This is a genomic window from Amycolatopsis sp. NBC_01480 (assembly GCF_036227205.1).
Lineage (GTDB): Bacteria > Actinomycetota > Actinomycetes > Mycobacteriales > Pseudonocardiaceae > Amycolatopsis.
Genome location: NZ_CP109442.1, coordinates 5,814,626 through 5,830,529, shown reverse-complemented (window position 1 = coordinate 5,830,529; position 15,904 = coordinate 5,814,626). Strand labels below are relative to the sequence as shown.

The 15,904-nt window shown below is 71.0% G+C and carries 18 protein-coding genes; 7 read left to right on the top strand and 11 right to left on the bottom strand.

The window, feature by feature from the left end; translation table 11 throughout:
- Positions 1-14 precede the first annotated feature (14 nt).
- Positions 15-1,820 carry a penicillin-binding transpeptidase domain-containing protein gene (locus OG371_RS27940; RefSeq protein WP_329058190.1) on the bottom strand — a complete coding sequence of 602 codons (1,806 nt, stop codon included), beginning with the start codon at positions 1,818-1,820 and terminating at the stop codon, positions 15-17.
- A gap of 73 nt (positions 1,821-1,893) precedes the next feature.
- Positions 1,894-2,748, bottom strand: a complete 855-nt coding sequence (locus OG371_RS27935; protein WP_329058189.1) for a GNAT family N-acetyltransferase — start codon at positions 2,746-2,748, stop codon at positions 1,894-1,896.
- A 91-nt stretch (positions 2,749-2,839) separates the two neighbouring features.
- On the opposite strand from OG371_RS27935, the gene OG371_RS27930 reads away from it, so the two are divergent.
- Entirely contained in the window at positions 2,840-3,052 is a 213-nt protein-coding gene (locus OG371_RS27930; protein WP_329058187.1) for a DUF4177 domain-containing protein, read from the top strand.
- 42 nt (positions 3,053-3,094) lie between these two features.
- Here OG371_RS27930 and OG371_RS27925 read toward each other — a convergent pair whose 3' ends face one another.
- The gene (locus tag OG371_RS27925) at positions 3,095-4,030 is read right to left on the bottom strand and encodes a helix-turn-helix domain-containing protein (RefSeq protein ID WP_329058185.1); all 936 of its coding nucleotides are present in this window, start codon (positions 4,028-4,030) and stop codon (positions 3,095-3,097) included.
- Positions 4,031-4,101: 71 nt separating this feature from the next.
- Between OG371_RS27925 and OG371_RS27920 the strand changes: the two genes are divergently transcribed.
- Positions 4,102-4,437: a cupin domain-containing protein gene (locus tag OG371_RS27920; protein WP_329058184.1), complete on the top strand. Its 336-nt coding sequence runs from the start codon at positions 4,102-4,104 to the stop codon at positions 4,435-4,437.
- Here the strand turns inward: OG371_RS27920 and OG371_RS27915 are convergent.
- Positions 4,434-4,832: a VOC family protein gene (locus tag OG371_RS27915; protein WP_329058182.1), complete on the bottom strand. Its 399-nt coding sequence runs from the start codon at positions 4,830-4,832 to the stop codon at positions 4,434-4,436. The two genes, OG371_RS27920 and OG371_RS27915, sit on opposite strands and share 4 nt — an antisense overlap.
- A gap of 56 nt (positions 4,833-4,888) precedes the next feature.
- On the bottom strand, positions 4,889-5,650 hold the full coding sequence (locus tag OG371_RS27910; protein WP_329058181.1) for a GntR family transcriptional regulator: 762 nt from the start codon (positions 5,648-5,650) through the stop codon (positions 4,889-4,891).
- 196 nt (positions 5,651-5,846) lie between these two features.
- Between OG371_RS27910 and OG371_RS27905 the strand changes: the two genes are divergently transcribed.
- Positions 5,847-6,143 (top strand): hypothetical protein, encoded by a 297-nt coding sequence (locus tag OG371_RS27905; protein ID WP_091628186.1) that lies wholly within the window; start codon positions 5,847-5,849, stop codon positions 6,141-6,143.
- Here OG371_RS27905 and OG371_RS27900 read toward each other — a convergent pair.
- Positions 6,137-6,946, bottom strand: a complete 810-nt coding sequence (locus OG371_RS27900; protein ID WP_329058180.1) for a helix-turn-helix domain-containing protein — start codon at positions 6,944-6,946, stop codon at positions 6,137-6,139. The two genes, OG371_RS27905 and OG371_RS27900, sit on opposite strands and share 7 nt — an antisense overlap.
- Before the next feature lie 81 nt (positions 6,947-7,027).
- On the opposite strand from OG371_RS27900, the gene OG371_RS27895 reads away from it, so the two are divergent.
- On the top strand, positions 7,028-7,282 hold the full coding sequence (locus OG371_RS27895; protein WP_091628189.1) for a hypothetical protein: 255 nt from the start codon (positions 7,028-7,030) through the stop codon (positions 7,280-7,282).
- Between the two features lie 75 nt (positions 7,283-7,357).
- Here the strand turns inward: OG371_RS27895 and ispG are convergent, their stop codons facing one another.
- The 3 genes from ispG to dxr form a co-directional block, all read right to left on the bottom strand.
- Positions 7,358-8,491: a flavodoxin-dependent (E)-4-hydroxy-3-methylbut-2-enyl-diphosphate synthase gene (gene ispG / locus OG371_RS27890; RefSeq protein ID WP_329073278.1), complete on the bottom strand. Its 1,134-nt coding sequence runs from the start codon at positions 8,489-8,491 to the stop codon at positions 7,358-7,360.
- Between the two features lie 136 nt (positions 8,492-8,627).
- On the bottom strand, positions 8,628-9,842 hold the full coding sequence (locus tag OG371_RS27885) for a M50 family metallopeptidase (RefSeq protein WP_329058178.1): 1,215 nt from the start codon (positions 9,840-9,842) through the stop codon (positions 8,628-8,630).
- A 3-nt stretch (positions 9,843-9,845) separates the two neighbouring features.
- A complete protein-coding gene (gene dxr, locus OG371_RS27880) occupies positions 9,846-11,051 on the bottom strand; it encodes a 1-deoxy-D-xylulose-5-phosphate reductoisomerase (protein ID WP_329058177.1) in 1,206 nt (401 codons plus the stop codon).
- Between the two features lie 104 nt (positions 11,052-11,155).
- Between dxr and OG371_RS27875 the strand changes: the two genes are divergently transcribed.
- On the top strand, positions 11,156-11,410 hold the full coding sequence (locus OG371_RS27875) for a DUF2631 domain-containing protein (RefSeq protein WP_329058176.1): 255 nt from the start codon (positions 11,156-11,158) through the stop codon (positions 11,408-11,410).
- A gap of 26 nt (positions 11,411-11,436) precedes the next feature.
- Complete coding sequence (locus OG371_RS27870; protein ID WP_329058175.1) at positions 11,437-12,102, top strand: peptidylprolyl isomerase; 666 nt, start codon at positions 11,437-11,439, stop codon at positions 12,100-12,102.
- A 75-nt stretch (positions 12,103-12,177) separates the two neighbouring features.
- Here the strand turns inward: OG371_RS27870 and OG371_RS27865 are convergent, their stop codons facing one another.
- Together OG371_RS27865 and OG371_RS27860 are read right to left on the bottom strand one after the other, a co-directional pair.
- Positions 12,178-13,947, bottom strand: a complete 1,770-nt coding sequence (locus OG371_RS27865) for an MFS transporter (protein WP_329058174.1) — start codon at positions 13,945-13,947, stop codon at positions 12,178-12,180.
- 132 nt (positions 13,948-14,079) lie between these two features.
- Positions 14,080-15,462 (bottom strand): FAD-binding oxidoreductase, encoded by a 1,383-nt coding sequence (locus tag OG371_RS27860; protein ID WP_329058173.1) that lies wholly within the window; start codon positions 15,460-15,462, stop codon positions 14,080-14,082.
- Positions 15,463-15,590: 128 nt separating this feature from the next.
- Between OG371_RS27860 and OG371_RS27855 the strand changes: the two genes are divergently transcribed.
- Entirely contained in the window at positions 15,591-15,830 is a 240-nt protein-coding gene (locus OG371_RS27855) for a hypothetical protein (protein WP_329058172.1), read from the top strand.
- Positions 15,831-15,904: the final 74 nt, after the last annotated feature.

Sequence of the window (15,904 nt, the reverse complement as noted above, 5' to 3'; positions counted from 1 at the left end):
ACCAGCCTACGACGTCACTTCCCGGCGACGTCGGCGAGGAACCGGTCCGCCGCTTCGACCGCGGGTTTCGACGAGCCCGCGTCGGTGAGCAGCACGGCGAACGCCAGGTCGCCCTGGTAGCCGACGAACCAGCCGTGCGAATGCGTGCCGTCGCCGAACTGCGCGGTGCCGGTCTTGCCGCGGACGTCAGGCCGGTCGCGCAGGCCGGTGGCGGTGCCGTCGGTGACCACGTCGCGCATCATCGAGCGCAACGCGTCCAGCACGTCCGGCCGCAGCGGCGGGCCGACGTCGGTGGCCTTCGACGGCTGGCCGCGCACCAGCGTCGGCACCGGCACCTTCCCGGCCTGGACGGCCGCCGCGGCCAGCGCCATCCCGAACGGGCTGGTGACCACCGTGCCCTGGCCGAAGCCGTTTTCCGCGCGCTGCACCACCGAATCGGCCTTCGGCACCGAGCCGGTGACCGTGGTCAGGCCGGGCACGGAGTAGTCGGCGCCGATGCCCAGCGAGTGCCCCGCGTCGGTCAGCGCCGTCGGCGAGAGGTCGGCCGAAAGCTGCGCGAACGTGGTGTTGCAGGAGCGCGCGAACGCCGTCGAAAGCGGCACGGTGCCGAGGTCGAAGCGGCCCTCGTTCGGCACCACGCGGCCGGAGAACGTCACCGTGCCGGGGCAGGCGACGGGCGAGGCGGCGGTGACCTTCCCGGCCGACAGCGCGGCCGCGGCGGTGATGATCTTGAACGTCGACCCGGGCGGGAACCGGCCGGTGAGCGCGAGCGGCCCCTGCTCGTCCGCGGGCTCGTTCTGCGCGACGGCGAGCAGCTCCCCGGTCGACGGCTGGAGGGCGACCAGCGCGGCGGCGTTCGGCACCGTGGACAGCGCCTTCTCCGCGGCCGTCTGGACGTGGGTGCTGAGCGTGCTCGTCACCGTGGGCAGGTCCTTGGGCTGGACCGCGTACAGCTCGCTCGCCTCGCTGCCGGTGACGTCGAGCGTGACGATCCGCCAACCCGCCGCGCTCGCTGCCTGCTGCTCCACCAGCGAGCGCAACGCGGGCAGCACCTGGCGGCCGGTGTCGCGGTCGGGCGGCAGCAGCCGCTCCTGGCTGGTGAACCGGACCCCGGGCAGATCGTGGATCACGGATTTGACCTGCTGGTAGTCGGCCGCGCGCAGGGACAGCACGGAGTACGCGCCGCCGGGCTTGGTGGCCTTGATGCCGTCGAGCACCGAGGTCCCGGTCACCGTCGGCTCGAACCGGTGCAGCGCCTTGCCCAGCGTGCGCGCGACCGTGGTGGCGTCCCCGGCGCGGGCCGGGTCGACGACCACGCCGACCACGGTCTGCGGGGTCAGCAGCGGGAGGCCGTCGCGGTCGAACATCGGCGCGGGCTGGGCGGGGGCGGCGACCATCGCGATGCTCTGCTGCTCGGCCAGCTGCGGGTGCACGACGGTCGGCTGCCAGTGCACCTGCCAGCCGTCCTCGGCCGAGCGCAGCTGCGCGTCGGCGGTGTAGGACCAGGTGCGCCCGCGCGGCAGGTGCCAGGTGAGCCGGTAGCCGCCAGTGGCGGTGTCGCCGGACTGCTTCACGGTCTCGTCCAGCGCCTCGACGGAATCCGGGTGCAGCGCGGTGCGGACCTGCGTGAGCAAGGTCTTCGCGGCGGCCGGCGAGTCCGTGCGGGCGGCCGCGCCGGCGATGTCACCCGAGGTGACGGCGGTCAGGAACGCGCCGAGCGCCTCCTGCGGCCCGTCCGAGCCGAACAGGCCGCAGCCGGCCAGCGGGAGCACGGTCACCAGCACGGCGGCCAGAGCCGCATGACGTCGACCAGAAGCCATGGGACCGATCGAACCAGCCGGAGACGGCGGCTCGCCGGTTGCAACGCCGACCCGGAAGAGTGGCCCGTACCGCTCAGAAAAGCACGGTCGCGTACTGCCCGACCTGCTGGAACCCGACCCGGCGGTAGGCCGCGAGGGCGGGCCCGTTGTAGCCGTTCACGTACAGGCTCGCGGTGCGGCCCAGCCCGTGGACCAGCCGGTTGACGACCGCGGCGGTGCCGGCCGTGCCGAGCCCCTCGCTGCGGCGGTCCGGGTGCACCCAGACGCCCTGGATCTGGCCGACGCTCGCGGACATGGCGCCGATCTCGGCCTTGAACACGACCTCGCCGTCCTCGAACCGGGCGAACGCGCGGCCGGTGGAGATCAGCTCGCTGACCCGGGCGCGGTAGCTGGCGCCGCCGTCGCCGCTGCGCGGGTCGACGCCGACCTCCTCGATGAACATCGCGACGGCCGCGGGCAGGTACCGGTCGAGCTCGTCGGGGCGCACCGCGCGGACCCGGGGGTCGGCGGGCACCAGCGGGGAGCCGTCGAGAGCCATCAGCGGCTGGTCGCCGCGGATCTCGCGGGCCGGGCCCCACTCGTCGGACAGCTCCTCCCACAGCCCGAGCACCTGCTCGGACGGGCCGACCAGGGAGGAGCAGGTGCGCTGGCGCCGCAGCGCCCGGTCGGCGAACGACCGCAGCGCGGACGCGTTGCCGCGCAACGGAATCAGGTTCGGACCGGCGAAGCACAGCCCTTGGAGCCGCCCGGTCCGCGCCGGGCGGTTGTCGGCGGCCCAGAGCTCGCCACCGAGGCGCCACGGGTCGAGACCGGAAGCCTCGACCCGGGCGCTGACCATGCAGCTGCCCACCGGGTCGGCGGCGAGCGCAGCGCGCACCGCGGGGTAATCCCGATCATCGAGCAGCCGTGCACCTGCAAGCCGCAACACATCGTCCAGAGTGCCAGATGAACCGGGTGAACGGAACGCGAGCCCGCCGACACGCTCAGATGAACGAGCGGCAGCGGGCACAATCGGGCCCATGCAGCGCTACACGTACAAGGTCGTGGAAGTCCGCGAGAAGATGATCGGCGGCAAAATGTCCGGCGACAAGCTCGAAAAGCTCCTGAACGAGCACGCCGCGCAGGGCTGGCAGCTCAAGCAGATCACCTCGGCGGAGGTGAAGGGCCGGGTCGGGCCCGGCGGGGTGGACGGGTTGCTGGTGACGTTCGAGCGGCCGGTGCAGAGCTCGTGAGTGTTTATGACGGTTAGAACCGTCATAAACACTCACGAGCGGTTATGGGGTCCGGAAAGCCCGCCGGTAAGCGGCAGGCGTAGTGCCGAGGGCGTTGCGAAAGCGGCGGCGGAGGTTGACCGCCGAAGTCAGGCCGACCCGGCTCGCGATGGCCTCCACCGGCAGGTCCGTCTCCTCGAGCAGAGTGCGGGCGGCGGTGACCCGCCGGGCCAGCAGCCACTGGCCGGGGCTGGTGCCGAAGCGGTCGGCGAAGCGGCGGGCCAAGGTGCGCGGCGAAACGTTCAGAAACCCGGCCAGGTCGTCGACCGTCAGTGGTGAGGCGAGGCGGGCGGTGGCCCAGTCGAGGAGGCCGTCGAGGGTGTCGGCGGGTGGCACGGCGGGTGCGTACTGCGTCTGGCCGCCCTCGCGGCTCGGCGGCATCACCATGTGGCGCGCGAGCAGCGTCGCGTGGGCGTCGCCGTGGTCGCGCCGCACGAGGTGCAGGCAGAGGTCGATGCCGGCGCCCGCGCCGGCGCTGGTGGCGACGTCGCCGTGGTCCACGTACAGCACGTCCGGCTCGACGCGGATCCGCGGGAAATCCCGCTGCAGCTTGGCGGTGCGCGACCAGTGCGTGGTGGCCGTGCGGCCGTCGAGCAGGCCGGTGCGCGCGAGGGCGAACACGCCGGAGCAGATCGTGACCAGCCGGGCGCCGCGGCGGTGGGCGCGGATCAGCGCGCGCGACACCCGGGGCGAGAGCGGTTCGTCCACCGACAGCCAGCCGGGGATCAGCACGGTGTCCGCCGAGGCCAGCAACGAGAGCCCGTCGCTGACGGCCATCGAGTACCCCGCCGTCGTCGGCACCGGCCCCGGCGTCTCCGTGCAGACCAGGAACTCGTAGTGCTGCGGCACCCCGGCCCGCTCGGTGCCGAACACCTCCGCGGCGCAGCCGAGCTCGAACGTCGACTGCACCGGGTTGACCAGTCCCACCACTCGGTGCATGGCAAGAAAGTACCCGATGACGTCTTTCCTGACACTGTCCGCCTCGCCGCCGGACCGGCACCGTCGAGGGCATGAACCCCGCGATCCTCGCCCAAGAGGGCTACGAATCGGCCCACTCGGCAGACGCCCCGGTGCACGAGCTGTTCCCCGGCATCCGCCTCCGTCCACTGTGGACCGGCAAGGCCGGCGCGACGGCCCACGTGCTCGAGATGGACCCCGGCACCTCCTGGCCGCGCGACGACGTCCACGAGCCCGGCCCCGAAGAGGTGTTCGTGGTCTCCGGGACCTTCAACGACGGCGCCCGCGACTACCCGGCCGGGTCGTTCCTGCACGCCCCGGCCGGCTCCTGGCACGTCCCGCAGACCACCACCGGCTGCACGCTGTTCCTCTTCTACCCCGAGGGTTAGGCGCCCCGGTACGTGCCGACGCTCCAGGAGTTGCCCTCCGAGTCGCGGAGGCTGAAGCCGTGGGAGCCGTAGTCGGTGTCGGTCAGTTCTTCGGTGATCGTGACGCCGGAGTCCTTCACCCGCGCGTAGATCTCGTCAACGTGGTCGGAGACGACGTACGCGGCGCCACCGCCGGGGCGCATCGCGTCGTGGACGCCGTCACAAGGGCCGCCGGTGCTGCCGAGCATCACGCCGCCGCCTTCGGGCCAGGTCAGCTCCGCGTGCACGATCTCGCGCTCCGGGGTGCCGGGCACCACGAGCGTCTCCTGGAAGCCCAGGACATCAACGAGGAAGCGGACCGCGGCGGGGGCGTCGTTGTAGCGGAAGGCGGGCCAGACTGTCGGTTGAGGTGTCATGCCGATGAGTCTCGCCCGCGGCCGGTGCCCCGGTCTTGGAAGAACGGGAGCCGCGGTCAGTCCGCGGGCCACTCGTACGACAGCTCGTAGCGGTCGGCCGCGAGCACCATCTCGTTCATCTCCAACGGCGTCCCGTCGGTGCCGTAGGCCACGCGGGTCACGGTGATGACCGGGACGCCGTCGGCGAGTTGCAGCAGCGACGCCTCGTCCGGCGCGGGCATCCGCGCGCCGACGTGCTCGGCGAACGAGCCGATCCGGTGGTCCCGCTCCTCCAGCCGGGCGTACGTGCCGCCCGGGCCGGTGTCGACGTCTTCGATCGCGGTGCCGCGCGTCAACGCCCGCGGCAGGCGTGACACCGCGAGCTGGACCACCAGCCCGTCGGCGCGCATCACCCGGTCCCGCACGGTGAGCTCGGCGCCCTCGTCGATCGCGAGGTGCAGCGCGGCGCGGGCGTCGGCCTGCTCGAAGCGGATCTCCGTGGACGTCGACGGGGTGAAGCCGCGGGCCTCGGCGTCGGCCAGGAAGGCGCCGCGGTCCTGTTCGCGCGCCTCGCGGGACAGCCGGGATCGGGCGATGCGCTGGATGCTCGCCGACGGCCGCACGAACACGCCGCGACCGTGCTCCGCCGTCACAAGTCCTTCCGTGCGAAGCATTTCCACCGCGGCCCGGACGGTGGGCCGCGAAGCGTCGTATGCCTCGACGAGTTCCCGCTCACTCGGCAACCGGTCGCCCGGCGCGTAGTGGCCACCGGCGATTTTCGCGCGCAGGGCAGCCGCTACCTGCCGGAACGCGGGCATCCCGCTTGTGCGATCCACCATCCGGCCAGTATCCACTGGTCAGCTTGTCTTGACCAGTTGACCGGAACGTGCCACGGTGGGCGGTCAAGAAATCGCCAATCCGACCGGAAGTAGGCGGATACGGTCTGCAGCCGATCTGCTGGTAAGGACCGGTTTCCGCCGTAGCTGTAGTCGGATTGGCGATGAACGGCGCAGTATGATGGGTGATCGGCGAGGCATGACGGGATGGGTCACGGGCGAACTGCCCCCGGCCGAGGTCGAGCACGCGTTGTACGCCATCCACTTCTGGGCGCGCGACACCCGCAACCACCGGTACCGCCGCGAGCAGCTGGCCGACCCGGACAGCGGCCTGCTCGAGCCCGAATGCTCGCAGGCGAGGTCCATGATCCCGGCCCGGTGCGCCTTCCGCGACGAGCTGTCGGACGAGCTGGGCGAAGCACGCGACCGCGCACAGGACTGCCGGAGCTGCTTCTCCCGCGCCACACCGCCTTCGCCGCGACGGCCGCTTCAGTAAGCAGGCTCTTCCGTCAGGCCCAGGAACGGCAGCTCCTCGGCGATCCACGTCCGCGGTGAACAGCCGGCCAGCGAGCGCCATTCGTTGGAAAAGTGCGCCTGGTCGTAAAAACCCGCTTCGACGGCGACGTCCGCCAGGTCCCGGAGGCCGCCGCGCAGCAGTTGCCCGGCGCGTTCGAACCGCAGCACACGAGACGCCTGTTTCGGCGCCAGCCCGGTCTCCGCGCGGAACAGCTCCCCGAAGTGCCGGCGGCTCCAGCCGACCTCCCCGGCCAGATCGGCGACGCGCGCCCGGCCGCCGCTGCGCCGCATCAGCCGCCAGGCCTCCCCCAGTTCCGGCGGGGGCGAAGCAGGCTCCACGGCGCGCGCGGCGAGCACGTTGTCGAGGATCGCGAAGCACGAGGGCCAGTCCGGCGCCTCCGCCAGCCGCGCGGGCAGCGAAGCGAGGTCACCGCCGAAATCGGCGAGGTCGACGATCTGGCCGCTCAGCTCGGCGGCCGTGACGCCCAGCAGCGTCCGCACGCCGAACGGGTCCAGCTCCAGGTGCAGGCCGCGCTGCACCCGGTCCTGCGTGATCAGCGCGGGCGCGGTGTGCAGGCCGCCGACGAGCCCCTGCAGCGCGCCCTCCCCCGGCTCTCCGGCGAACCGGACCGGCTGCTCCAGGCTGATGATGAGCGTGACGTGCCGCGACGGCAGTCCACGGTGGACGGAGAGGGTCACGTTCTCCTGCGCGTAGCCGATGTAGCGCGTGACCAACGGCCGCACCAACGGGTGCGGCGCGTGCGACGCCCAGCTGTGACTCACCTGACCAGCGTAAGCCGCGAGGGCCGGGTTTCTGCTACCACGGAGGCGGGGTCCCCACCCGGAAACGAAGCGGAGTTCGTGATGACCATCCAGGAGCAGGCGCAGCAGCTCGAGCAGCTGGCCGACCAGGTGCCCACCGGCATCGCCCTCGCGACGAAGAGCGAGCTCGCGGACCTGCAGTCCCAGGTGCTCGGCCTGCTCGGCGAGACCTCGACGGCCACCGCCATCCAGGGCTCGATCCAGCTGGCGTCGCAGCAGATCGACGACGTGGCCGCGGCGCTGGAGAACGTCCGGATCCAGATCAAGGACGCCGCGCAGCACCACTTGCAGGGCTGACCTGGCAAATGCCGTCAAGGCCTCCTTGCCTGCGTTGTACGCGGGTAAGGAGGCCTTGACGGCCTTAAGAGCGGATCAGCCGACGGTGACGCTCGGAGCGCCTTCGCCGATGCCCTCGCCCGCCGCTTCGGCGATGCGCATGGCCTCTTCGATCAGCGTCTCCACGATCGCGTGCTCGGGCACGGTCTTGATGACCTCGCCCTTGACGAAGATCTGCCCCTTGCCGTTGCCGGAGGCGACGCCGAGGTCGGCCTCGCGGGCCTCGCCCGGGCCGTTCACGACGCAGCCCATCACGGCGACGCGCAGCGGGATCTCCATGCCCTCGAGCCCGGCGGTGACCTGCTCGGCGAGCGTGTAGACGTCCACCTGCGCCCGCCCGCAGGACGGGCAGGAGACGATCTCGAGCTTGCGCTCCTTGAGGTTCATCGACTGCAGGATCTGGATGCCGACCTTGACCTCTTCGACCGGCGGGGCGGACAGCGACACGCGGATGGTGTCGCCGATGCCCTGGCGCAGCAGCGCGCCGAACGCGACGGCCGACTTGATCGTGCCCTGGAACGCGGGCCCGGCCTCGGTGACGCCCAGGTGCAGCGGGTAGTCGCACTGCTCGGCCAGCAGCTCGTACGCGCGCACCATGACCACCGGGTCGTTGTGCTTGACCGAGATCTTGATGTCGTGGAAGTCGTGCTCGGCGAACAGCGAGGCCTCCCACAGCGCCGACTCGGCCAGCGCCTCGGGCGTCGCCTTGCCGTACTTCTCCAGGAGCCGCTTGTCGAGCGAGCCGGCGTTGACGCCGATCCGGATCGGCGTGCCGTGGTCCTTCGCGGCCTGCGCGATCTCCTTGACCTGGTCGTCGAACTTGCGGATGTTGCCCGGGTTCACGCGCACGGCGGCGCAGCCGGCCTCGATCGCGGCGAACACGTACTTGGGCTGGAAGTGGATGTCGGCGATCACCGGGATCTGCGACTTCTTCGCGATCGCGGGCAGGGCCTCGGCGTCGTCGGCCGAGGGGCACGCGACCCGGACGATGTCGCAGCCGGCCGCGGTCAGCTCGGCGATCTGCTGGAGGGTGGCGTTGACGTCGGAGGTCAGCGTCGTCGTCATCGACTGGACGGAGATGGGGGACTCACTGCCGACGCCGACCGAACCCACCTTGAGCTGGCGGGTCTTGCGGCGCTCGGCGAGGACGGGGGGCGGCAGAGCGGGCATACCTAGCGCGACGGTCACGACCCCAGCGTACCTACACCGACCGGACGACATTCAACGAAGTCAGCCGTCACGGTGAGCAGTATTACGCCCTGTCCGGGCGGCACCGGCCGGGTCGTGCCCCGGCCGGTACGGCCCGCTACTGCAAGCGGATCGGGTTGACGATGTCCGCTGTCACCGTCAGTAGCGTGATGCCACCGCCGAGCACGACGATCACCATCGTGACTGCGGACAGCCTGGTGTAGTCCACCGGCCCGCCCGCCGCCTTGCCGCGGAGCCCGCGGAGCCAGTCGCGCACCCGCTCGTACCAGGCGATGGCGATGTGCCCGCCGTCCAGCGGCAGCAGCGGCAGCAGGTTGAACACGCCGATGAAGAAGTTGAAGCTGACCAGCAGGAAGAAGAACAGCTGCCACAGCCCGTTCTGCACGGCCTCGCCGCCGATCCGGCTCGCGCCGACGACGCTGACCGGGGTGTTCGGGTCGCGCTCGCCGCCGAAGATCGCGCTGACCACGGCCGGGATCCGCTCGGGGAACTGGACCAGGCGCTGCGCGGTCTGGCTGAACATCTCCCCGGTGAAGGAGAACGTGGCGCCGATCGCGGTGACGCCGTTGTAGTGCAGGTACTGCGGCGGCGTCTGCGTGGACGCGCCCATCATGCCGACCTGGCGCACGGTCCCGTCGGTGGTCAGCCGCTGCACCCGCGGGATGTCGACGGTCAGGTTGAGCGTCTGGTTGCCGCGCTGCACGGTGATCGGGGTCGGGCCGCCGGACGCCTGGACGATGGCCAGCACGTCGCTCCACTGCGGCGTCGGCTTGCCCGCGACCGACAGGATCTTGTCGCCGGCCTTCACACCCGCGGTCTTCGCCGGGGTGGGCGCGCCCGCCGGGCAGCTGGTGTCGGTGAGCTGCTGGGTGTTGGTGGCGGCCCGAGCGCACGAGGTCGACTGGACCACCGGGTCGCTGACCGGGTTGATGTTGGGCAGGCCCATGGTGATCCCCATCAGGTAGAGCACCACGAAGGCGAGCAGGAAGTGGGTGATCGAGCCCGCGGACATCACCACGGTGCGCTTCCAGGTCTTGAACCGCCACATCGCGCGCGGCGCCTCGTCCGGCGTCACCTCGTCCAGCGCCGTCATGCCGGCGATGTCGCAGAACCCGCCGAGCGGGATCCACTTCAGGCCGTACTCCGTCTCGCCGCGGCGGAAGGAGAAGACCGTGGGCCCGAAGCCCACGAAGTAGCGCCGGACCTTCATGCCGAACGCCTTGGCGGTCAGCATGTGACCGGCCTCGTGCAGTGCGACGGAGATGCAGATCCCCAGCGCGAACAGCACCACCCCGATGATGTAGGCGAGCACGCGCTACTTCCCCTTACCCAGCATTGTCCCTGCACGCGCGCGAGCCCAGCGCTCGGCGGCGAGTACATCTTCGACGTCACGCGGCACGCGACGCCACTCGTCGGCGGCTTCCACCACCTGCGAAACAGTGTCCACAATCGAGGTGAAACCGGCGTTCTGCGCCAGGAAGGCGGCCACCGCCTCCTCGTTCGCGGCGTTGTAGACGGCCGGCAGGCAGCCGCCCTCGGTGCCCACGTGGCGGGCCAGCTCGACGGCCGGGAACGCCTCGTTGTCGAGCGGCTCGAACGTCCAGCTCGCCGCCGTGTCCCAGGAGCAGGCGGCCGCGGCACCGGGCACGCGCTCGGGCCAGTGCAGCGCGAGCGCGATGGGCAGCCGCATGTCGGGCGGGCTGGCCTGGGCGATCGTCGAGCCGTCGGTGAAGGTCACCATCGAGTGGACGATCGACTGCGGGTGCACGGTGACGTCGATGCGCGCGGGCTCGATGGTGAACAGCAGCGCGGCCTCGATCAGCTCCAGGCCCTTGTTGACCAGCGTCGCGGAATTGATGGTGATCAGCGGGCCCATCGACCAGGTCGGGTGCGCCATCGCCTGCTCGACGGTGACGTCGGCGAGGTCGGCGCGCTGCCGGCCGCGGAACGGGCCGCCGGACGCGGTGAGCACGAGCCGCGCCACCTCGTTTTCCCGGCCCGCGCGCAGCGCCTGCGCGATGGCGGAGTGCTCGGAGTCGACGGGCACGAGCTGCCCCGGCTTCGCGGCGGCGAGCACGAGCGGCCCGCCCGCGATCAGCGACTCCTTGTTGGCCAAGGCGAGCGTGGACCCGGTGGCCAGTGCCTTCAGCGTCGGCTCGAGGCCCTGGGAGCCGGGCAGGGCGTTCAGGACGACGTCGACGTTCACCGCGTCGATGAGTTCGGTCACGGCGTCGGCGCCCGCGAAGATGCGCGGGATGCGGAACTCGCCCTTCGAGTAGCCGCGGCGCTGGGCCTCGGCATACAGCGCGAGCTGCAGGTCCTCCACCGCCGTGGGCCTGCTCACGGCGACGGCGGCCACGCCGTGGGCCAGCGCCTGGGCGGCCAGCGCCTGCGGGTCGGACCCGCCGGCGGCGATCCCGGCCACGGTGAACAGGTGCGGGTTACGGGCGGCGACGTCGAGGGCCTGGGCCCCGACGGACCCGGTCGAGCCGAGCACGAGGACGCTTCGCGAGGTAGTCATCGCCGCTCATTATCGCCCGCGGTGGCGCGGGCCGTGTCCGCGGAGCACCCGGCGGTGTGGGATCATTCGGGGGTACGAGGTCCAGCGGGTCAGGAGGAGTGATCGTGGCAGGCAAGGCGATCGAGAAGCGGCCCGAAGTGGACCCCCGCGACGAGCCCTCGGCCGAGTGGGGCTGGCACGGCTCGTTCCCGAAGGCCACCCGCGTCGCCGGCTGGGTCAGCGTGGTCGTGCTGCTGCTCATGCTCAAGGGCAACCACGAGAACAACACCGAGAACGTGTGGCTCGTCGGCCTGGCGATCTTCCTGGCGTTCCTGCTGGTGCTCGACATCCGCAAGCGCCGCACGGCCTGGCGTAAGTAGTTCCCCGTTCGCTACCTTGCGGGGCTATGAAGTCGCGCTGGGTTGCTCTCATTCTTTCGGTCGTGGCCGGGGTAGCGCTGTTCGCCGCCCCGGCCTCTGCCGCTCCCGCACCGCCCGTGGTCCGGTGCACCTTCACGCCGACGCCGGACAACCCGGCCGCCCGCCCGGTGGTCCGGCCGCTCCCGTTCGCCTTGACGCGCGGGACCATCGACGTCACCTTCCGCTTCAACTACGGCCCGGTCACCATGCGCCTGAACAGCGGCGGCGCGGCCCCGTGCGCGGTGGCGAACATGGCCAGCCTGGTCCTGCAGCACTTCTACGACCGTTCGCAGTGCTGGCGCCTGTCCAACTCTTCGCGGCTGGGCGTGCTCCAGTGCGGCGACATCTACGAGGTGGAGAAGGGCGGCCCCGGCTACAAGTTCCCGGACGAGGTCACCGGTGCGGAAACGTACCCGCGCGGCACCGTGGCCATGGGGAACCAGGGGCCGGGGACCAACGGGTCGGAGTTCTTCATCGTGCATTCCTTCGCGCACATCCCGGCGCAGTACTCGGTGCTGGGGACCGTGGTGAGCGGGATGTCGGCGCTGGACCGGATGGTCGCGGACGGCATCATCCCGACCGACCCGAACGGGCCGCTGGACGGGGCGCCCAAGCATCCGGTGAAGATCGAGCGGGCTTCGTTCGGCTGGTAAAACCCTTCCACGGCAACAAAAACCGCCCCGGGACGAGGTGTCCCGGGGCGGTTTCGCGTGTTGTTACCGGCCGAGTCAGCGTTCGCTGGAAGGAGCCACCAGCTCGCTCGGCCCGCCACCGGACTCACCGGCCACCGCGGCCAGTTCCTCACCCACCGACTCCGACGACACCGACTTCTTGCTCTTCGTGAGCAGCGAAGCGACGGCGCCGATCAGGCACACCACGATCGCGAAGCCGAACGCCACCGCGAGGCCGTCCTGGAACGGGCCGGAGATCAGGTTCGGGAAGAAGCTGCGGCCGGTCAGGAACGAGGCCTGGTCCGGGGGCAGGGTGGCGAGCTGGCCGCCCAGCAGCTGCTGGATCGGGTTGTAGCCGAGGAACGCCGCGAAGAGCACGGCGACCGCGGGCAGGTGCGCGATCTGGTCGGCCGCGCCGGGCTGGACGCCGTGGGCGGTCAGGCCCGCGCTCATCGCCGCCGGCAGGTTGTTCGACAGGCCCGCGATGATCAGGCTGAAGAAGAAGCCGATCGAGAGCACCATGGCCGCGTTCTGGAAGGTGGTCATCATGCCGGAGCCGGAGCCGCGCGCGTCCGCCGGCAGGCTGTTCATCACCTCGGCGCGGTTGGGCGAGGAGAACATGCCCATGCCGATGCCGTTGATCAGCAGGATCGCGGCGAACGACCAGTAGTTGAAGTTCACCGGCAGGATGATCAGCAGCACGAAGGTGATCGCCGTCAGCACCAGGCCGCCCGAGGCCAGCAGCCGGCTGCCGATCCGGTCGGACAGGATGCCCGAGGTCGGCGCGGAGACCAGGAAGCCGACCGTCATGGGCAACATGTAGATGCCCGCCCACAGCGGCGTCTGCTCGAAGGTGTAGCCGTGCTGCGGCAGCCAGATGCCCTGCAGCCAGATGATCAGGATGAACTGCAGCCCGCCGCGGCCGAGCGAGGCGGTCAGGTTCGCCAGGTTGCCCCAGCTGAACGCCCGGATCCGGAACAGCGAGAGGCGGAACAGCGGGTTGTCCACCTTGGTCTCGATCACGATGAACGCGATCAGCACCGCGATGCCGCCGATCAGGCAGGACAGCACCATCGGGCTGCCCCAGCCGGTCGGCGAGGAGCCGTAGGGCTGGATGCCGTAGGTGATGCCGACCAGCACCGCGATCAGGCCGACGGCGAAGGTGATGTTGCCCCACCAGTCCATCCGCGCGTGCTGGCGGATGCCGGTGTCGTGCAGCTTCAGGTACGCCCAGATCGTGCCGATGACCCCGATCGGGACCGACACCAGGAAGATCAGGTTCCAGTCGATCGGCGCCAGCACGCCGCCGATGACCAGGCCGAGGAACGAGCCCGCGATGGCCGCGACGCCGTTCATGCCCAGCGCCAGCCCGCGCTGGTTGGACGGGAAGGCGTCGGCCAGGATCGCCGACGAGTTGGCCATCAGGAAGGCGCCGCCGACGCCCTGCACGATCCGCCAGCCGATCAGCCACAGCGCGGCCGCGTCACCGTCGAACCAGGTGATGGCCAGCATGATCGAGGAGAACGTGAAGACCGCGAAGCCCAGGTTGTACATCCTGGCCCGCCCGTACATGTCGCCGAGCCGCCCGAAGCTCACCACCAGCACCGCGGTGACCACGAGGAATCCCATGATCATCCACAGCAGGTAGCTGGTGTTGGACGGCTCCAGCGGGTTGATCCCGATGCCCTTGAAGATGTCAGGCAATGCGATCAGCACGATCGACGAGTTGATCGTCGCGATCAGCATGCCCAGCGTCGTGTTGGACAGCGCGATCCACTTGTACCGCGGCCCCAGCTCCGCGACCGAATAAGTTCTGCGCTCCGCCACAGTCGAAGACCTCTCTCGCTCAGTTCCCTTAGCTAGGCTAAGCAACTTGCTTGCGTAAGGCAACCAAGTTTCGGAATCGTTTGCGAGAGAACCGTCACAATCGCTTGAATGTCCTTTGTGGACTGTTTACTTTCACTCGCCCGAGTGAAAGCCGACCACCTTCCCCGGGTTGAGGATTCGGTGTGGGTCGAGAGCCTTCTTCACGGCGTGGTGCAGCTCCAGCACCGCCGGCCCGAGCTCCTGGACGAGGCCGGTCCGCTTGAGCAGCCCGACCCCGTGTTCGCCGGTCACGGTGCCGCCGAGCGCGAGGGCGTCGGCCACGATGTCGTCGAACGCCGCCTGCGCGCGCCGCCGGGCGTCCTCGTCCCCGGCCGGGGTGATCAGCAGCGGGTGGAGGTTGCCGTCGCCGATGTGCGCGATGTTGGCGACCTGCGTGTCGTGCCGCTTCGCCGCGAGGTCGATGCGCGCGAGCATCTCCGGGACCAGGTGCGTCGGCACGCAGACGTCCTCGGTGAGTACCGGGCCGAGCCGCTCCAGCGCCGGGTACGCCAGGCGCCGGGCCGCGAACAGCGCGTCGGCCTCCTCCTGGTCGGACGACTGCGCCGCCCAGGTCGCGCCCGCCTTCTCGAAGCACTCCAGCATCACGGTGGCCTCGCGGTCCCCCGCCTCGCCCGGCGCGTCGCTGCGGCCCAGCAGCACCACCTCGGCGTCGGCGGAAAGGCCCATGTTCTTCCACGCGTCGACCGCGGCCAGGCAGTGCCGGTCCACCAGTTCCAGCGCCGAGGGCACCACGCCGGCGGCGGCGATCGCGGCAGCGGCTTCCCCCGCGGCGACGGTGGAATCGAAGTAACCGGCGACGGTCCGCTCGGGCGCGCGCTGGGCCCGCAGCCGCACCGCCACCTCGGTGACCACGCCGAGGGTGCCCTCGGAGCCGACCATCAGGCCCGCGAGGTCGTAGCCGGCCACGCCCTTCGCGGTGCGCCGGCCGAGCCGCACCAGCTCGCCGGTGCCGGTGACGACCTGGAGGCCGAGCACGTAATCGCGGGTCACGCCGTACTTCACGCAGCAGACGCCGCCCGCGTTGGTGGCCACGTTGCCGCCGATCGTCGACCACGGTGAGCTGGCCGGGTCCGGCGGGTACCAGAGGCCCTGGGCGGCGCAGGCCGCGCGCAGGTCGTCGTTCACCACTCCCGGCTCGACGACGGCGAGCCGTTCGACCGGGTCGATCTCGCGGATCGCCGTCATCCGATCCAGCACCAGTACCACGCAACCCTCGACGGCGTTGGCGCCGCCGGACAGCCCGGTGCCCGCGCCCCGCGTGACCAGTGGCGTTCCGTGCTTGATGCAGTGCCGCACAGTCGCCTGCACCTCGTCGGCCGAGCGCGGCCGGACCACGACGGCGGGCTGCGCGTACGGCGCCCACTCCGCCTCGTCGTGCGCGAAGCTGCGCATGACGTCGGGATCCCGCACGATCCGGTCCCCCGGGAGCACGGCTTGGAGGTCGTCGATCAGCATCTGGCGGGTCCCTTCGTCGCGACGTTCTCCCGTCAGATTAGGTCCGGGCTCCGAATGCCTGTCGAAACGGCGGCCTCTCCTTCGACGCACAGGCAAGACCACCGAGCGGAACCGCCAGGGAGGCAGCCATGGAAACCACCGTCAGCCGGCGCGCGATCGCGATGCTCCGGGCCGTGGCCGCCGGGCGCGGCGAGATCGGGTACGGAGCCGAGCCGGACCTGTTCGTCGACGGGCTCCCGTGCTGCGACCAGTACGCCGCGCACGCCTTGGCGCACAACGGGTTCGTCCGCTCCGAGCGGCCCGGCCGGCCCGGACTGCGGATGCCCGCGGTGCTCACCGCTGCAGGGCTGGCGCTGGTCGCGGGCTGACGCCGCAAAGGGAAAGGGGCCCGGACGTCCGCAGGGGAGGGCGGACGTCCAGGCCCCTTTCGCGGGGGAACGGC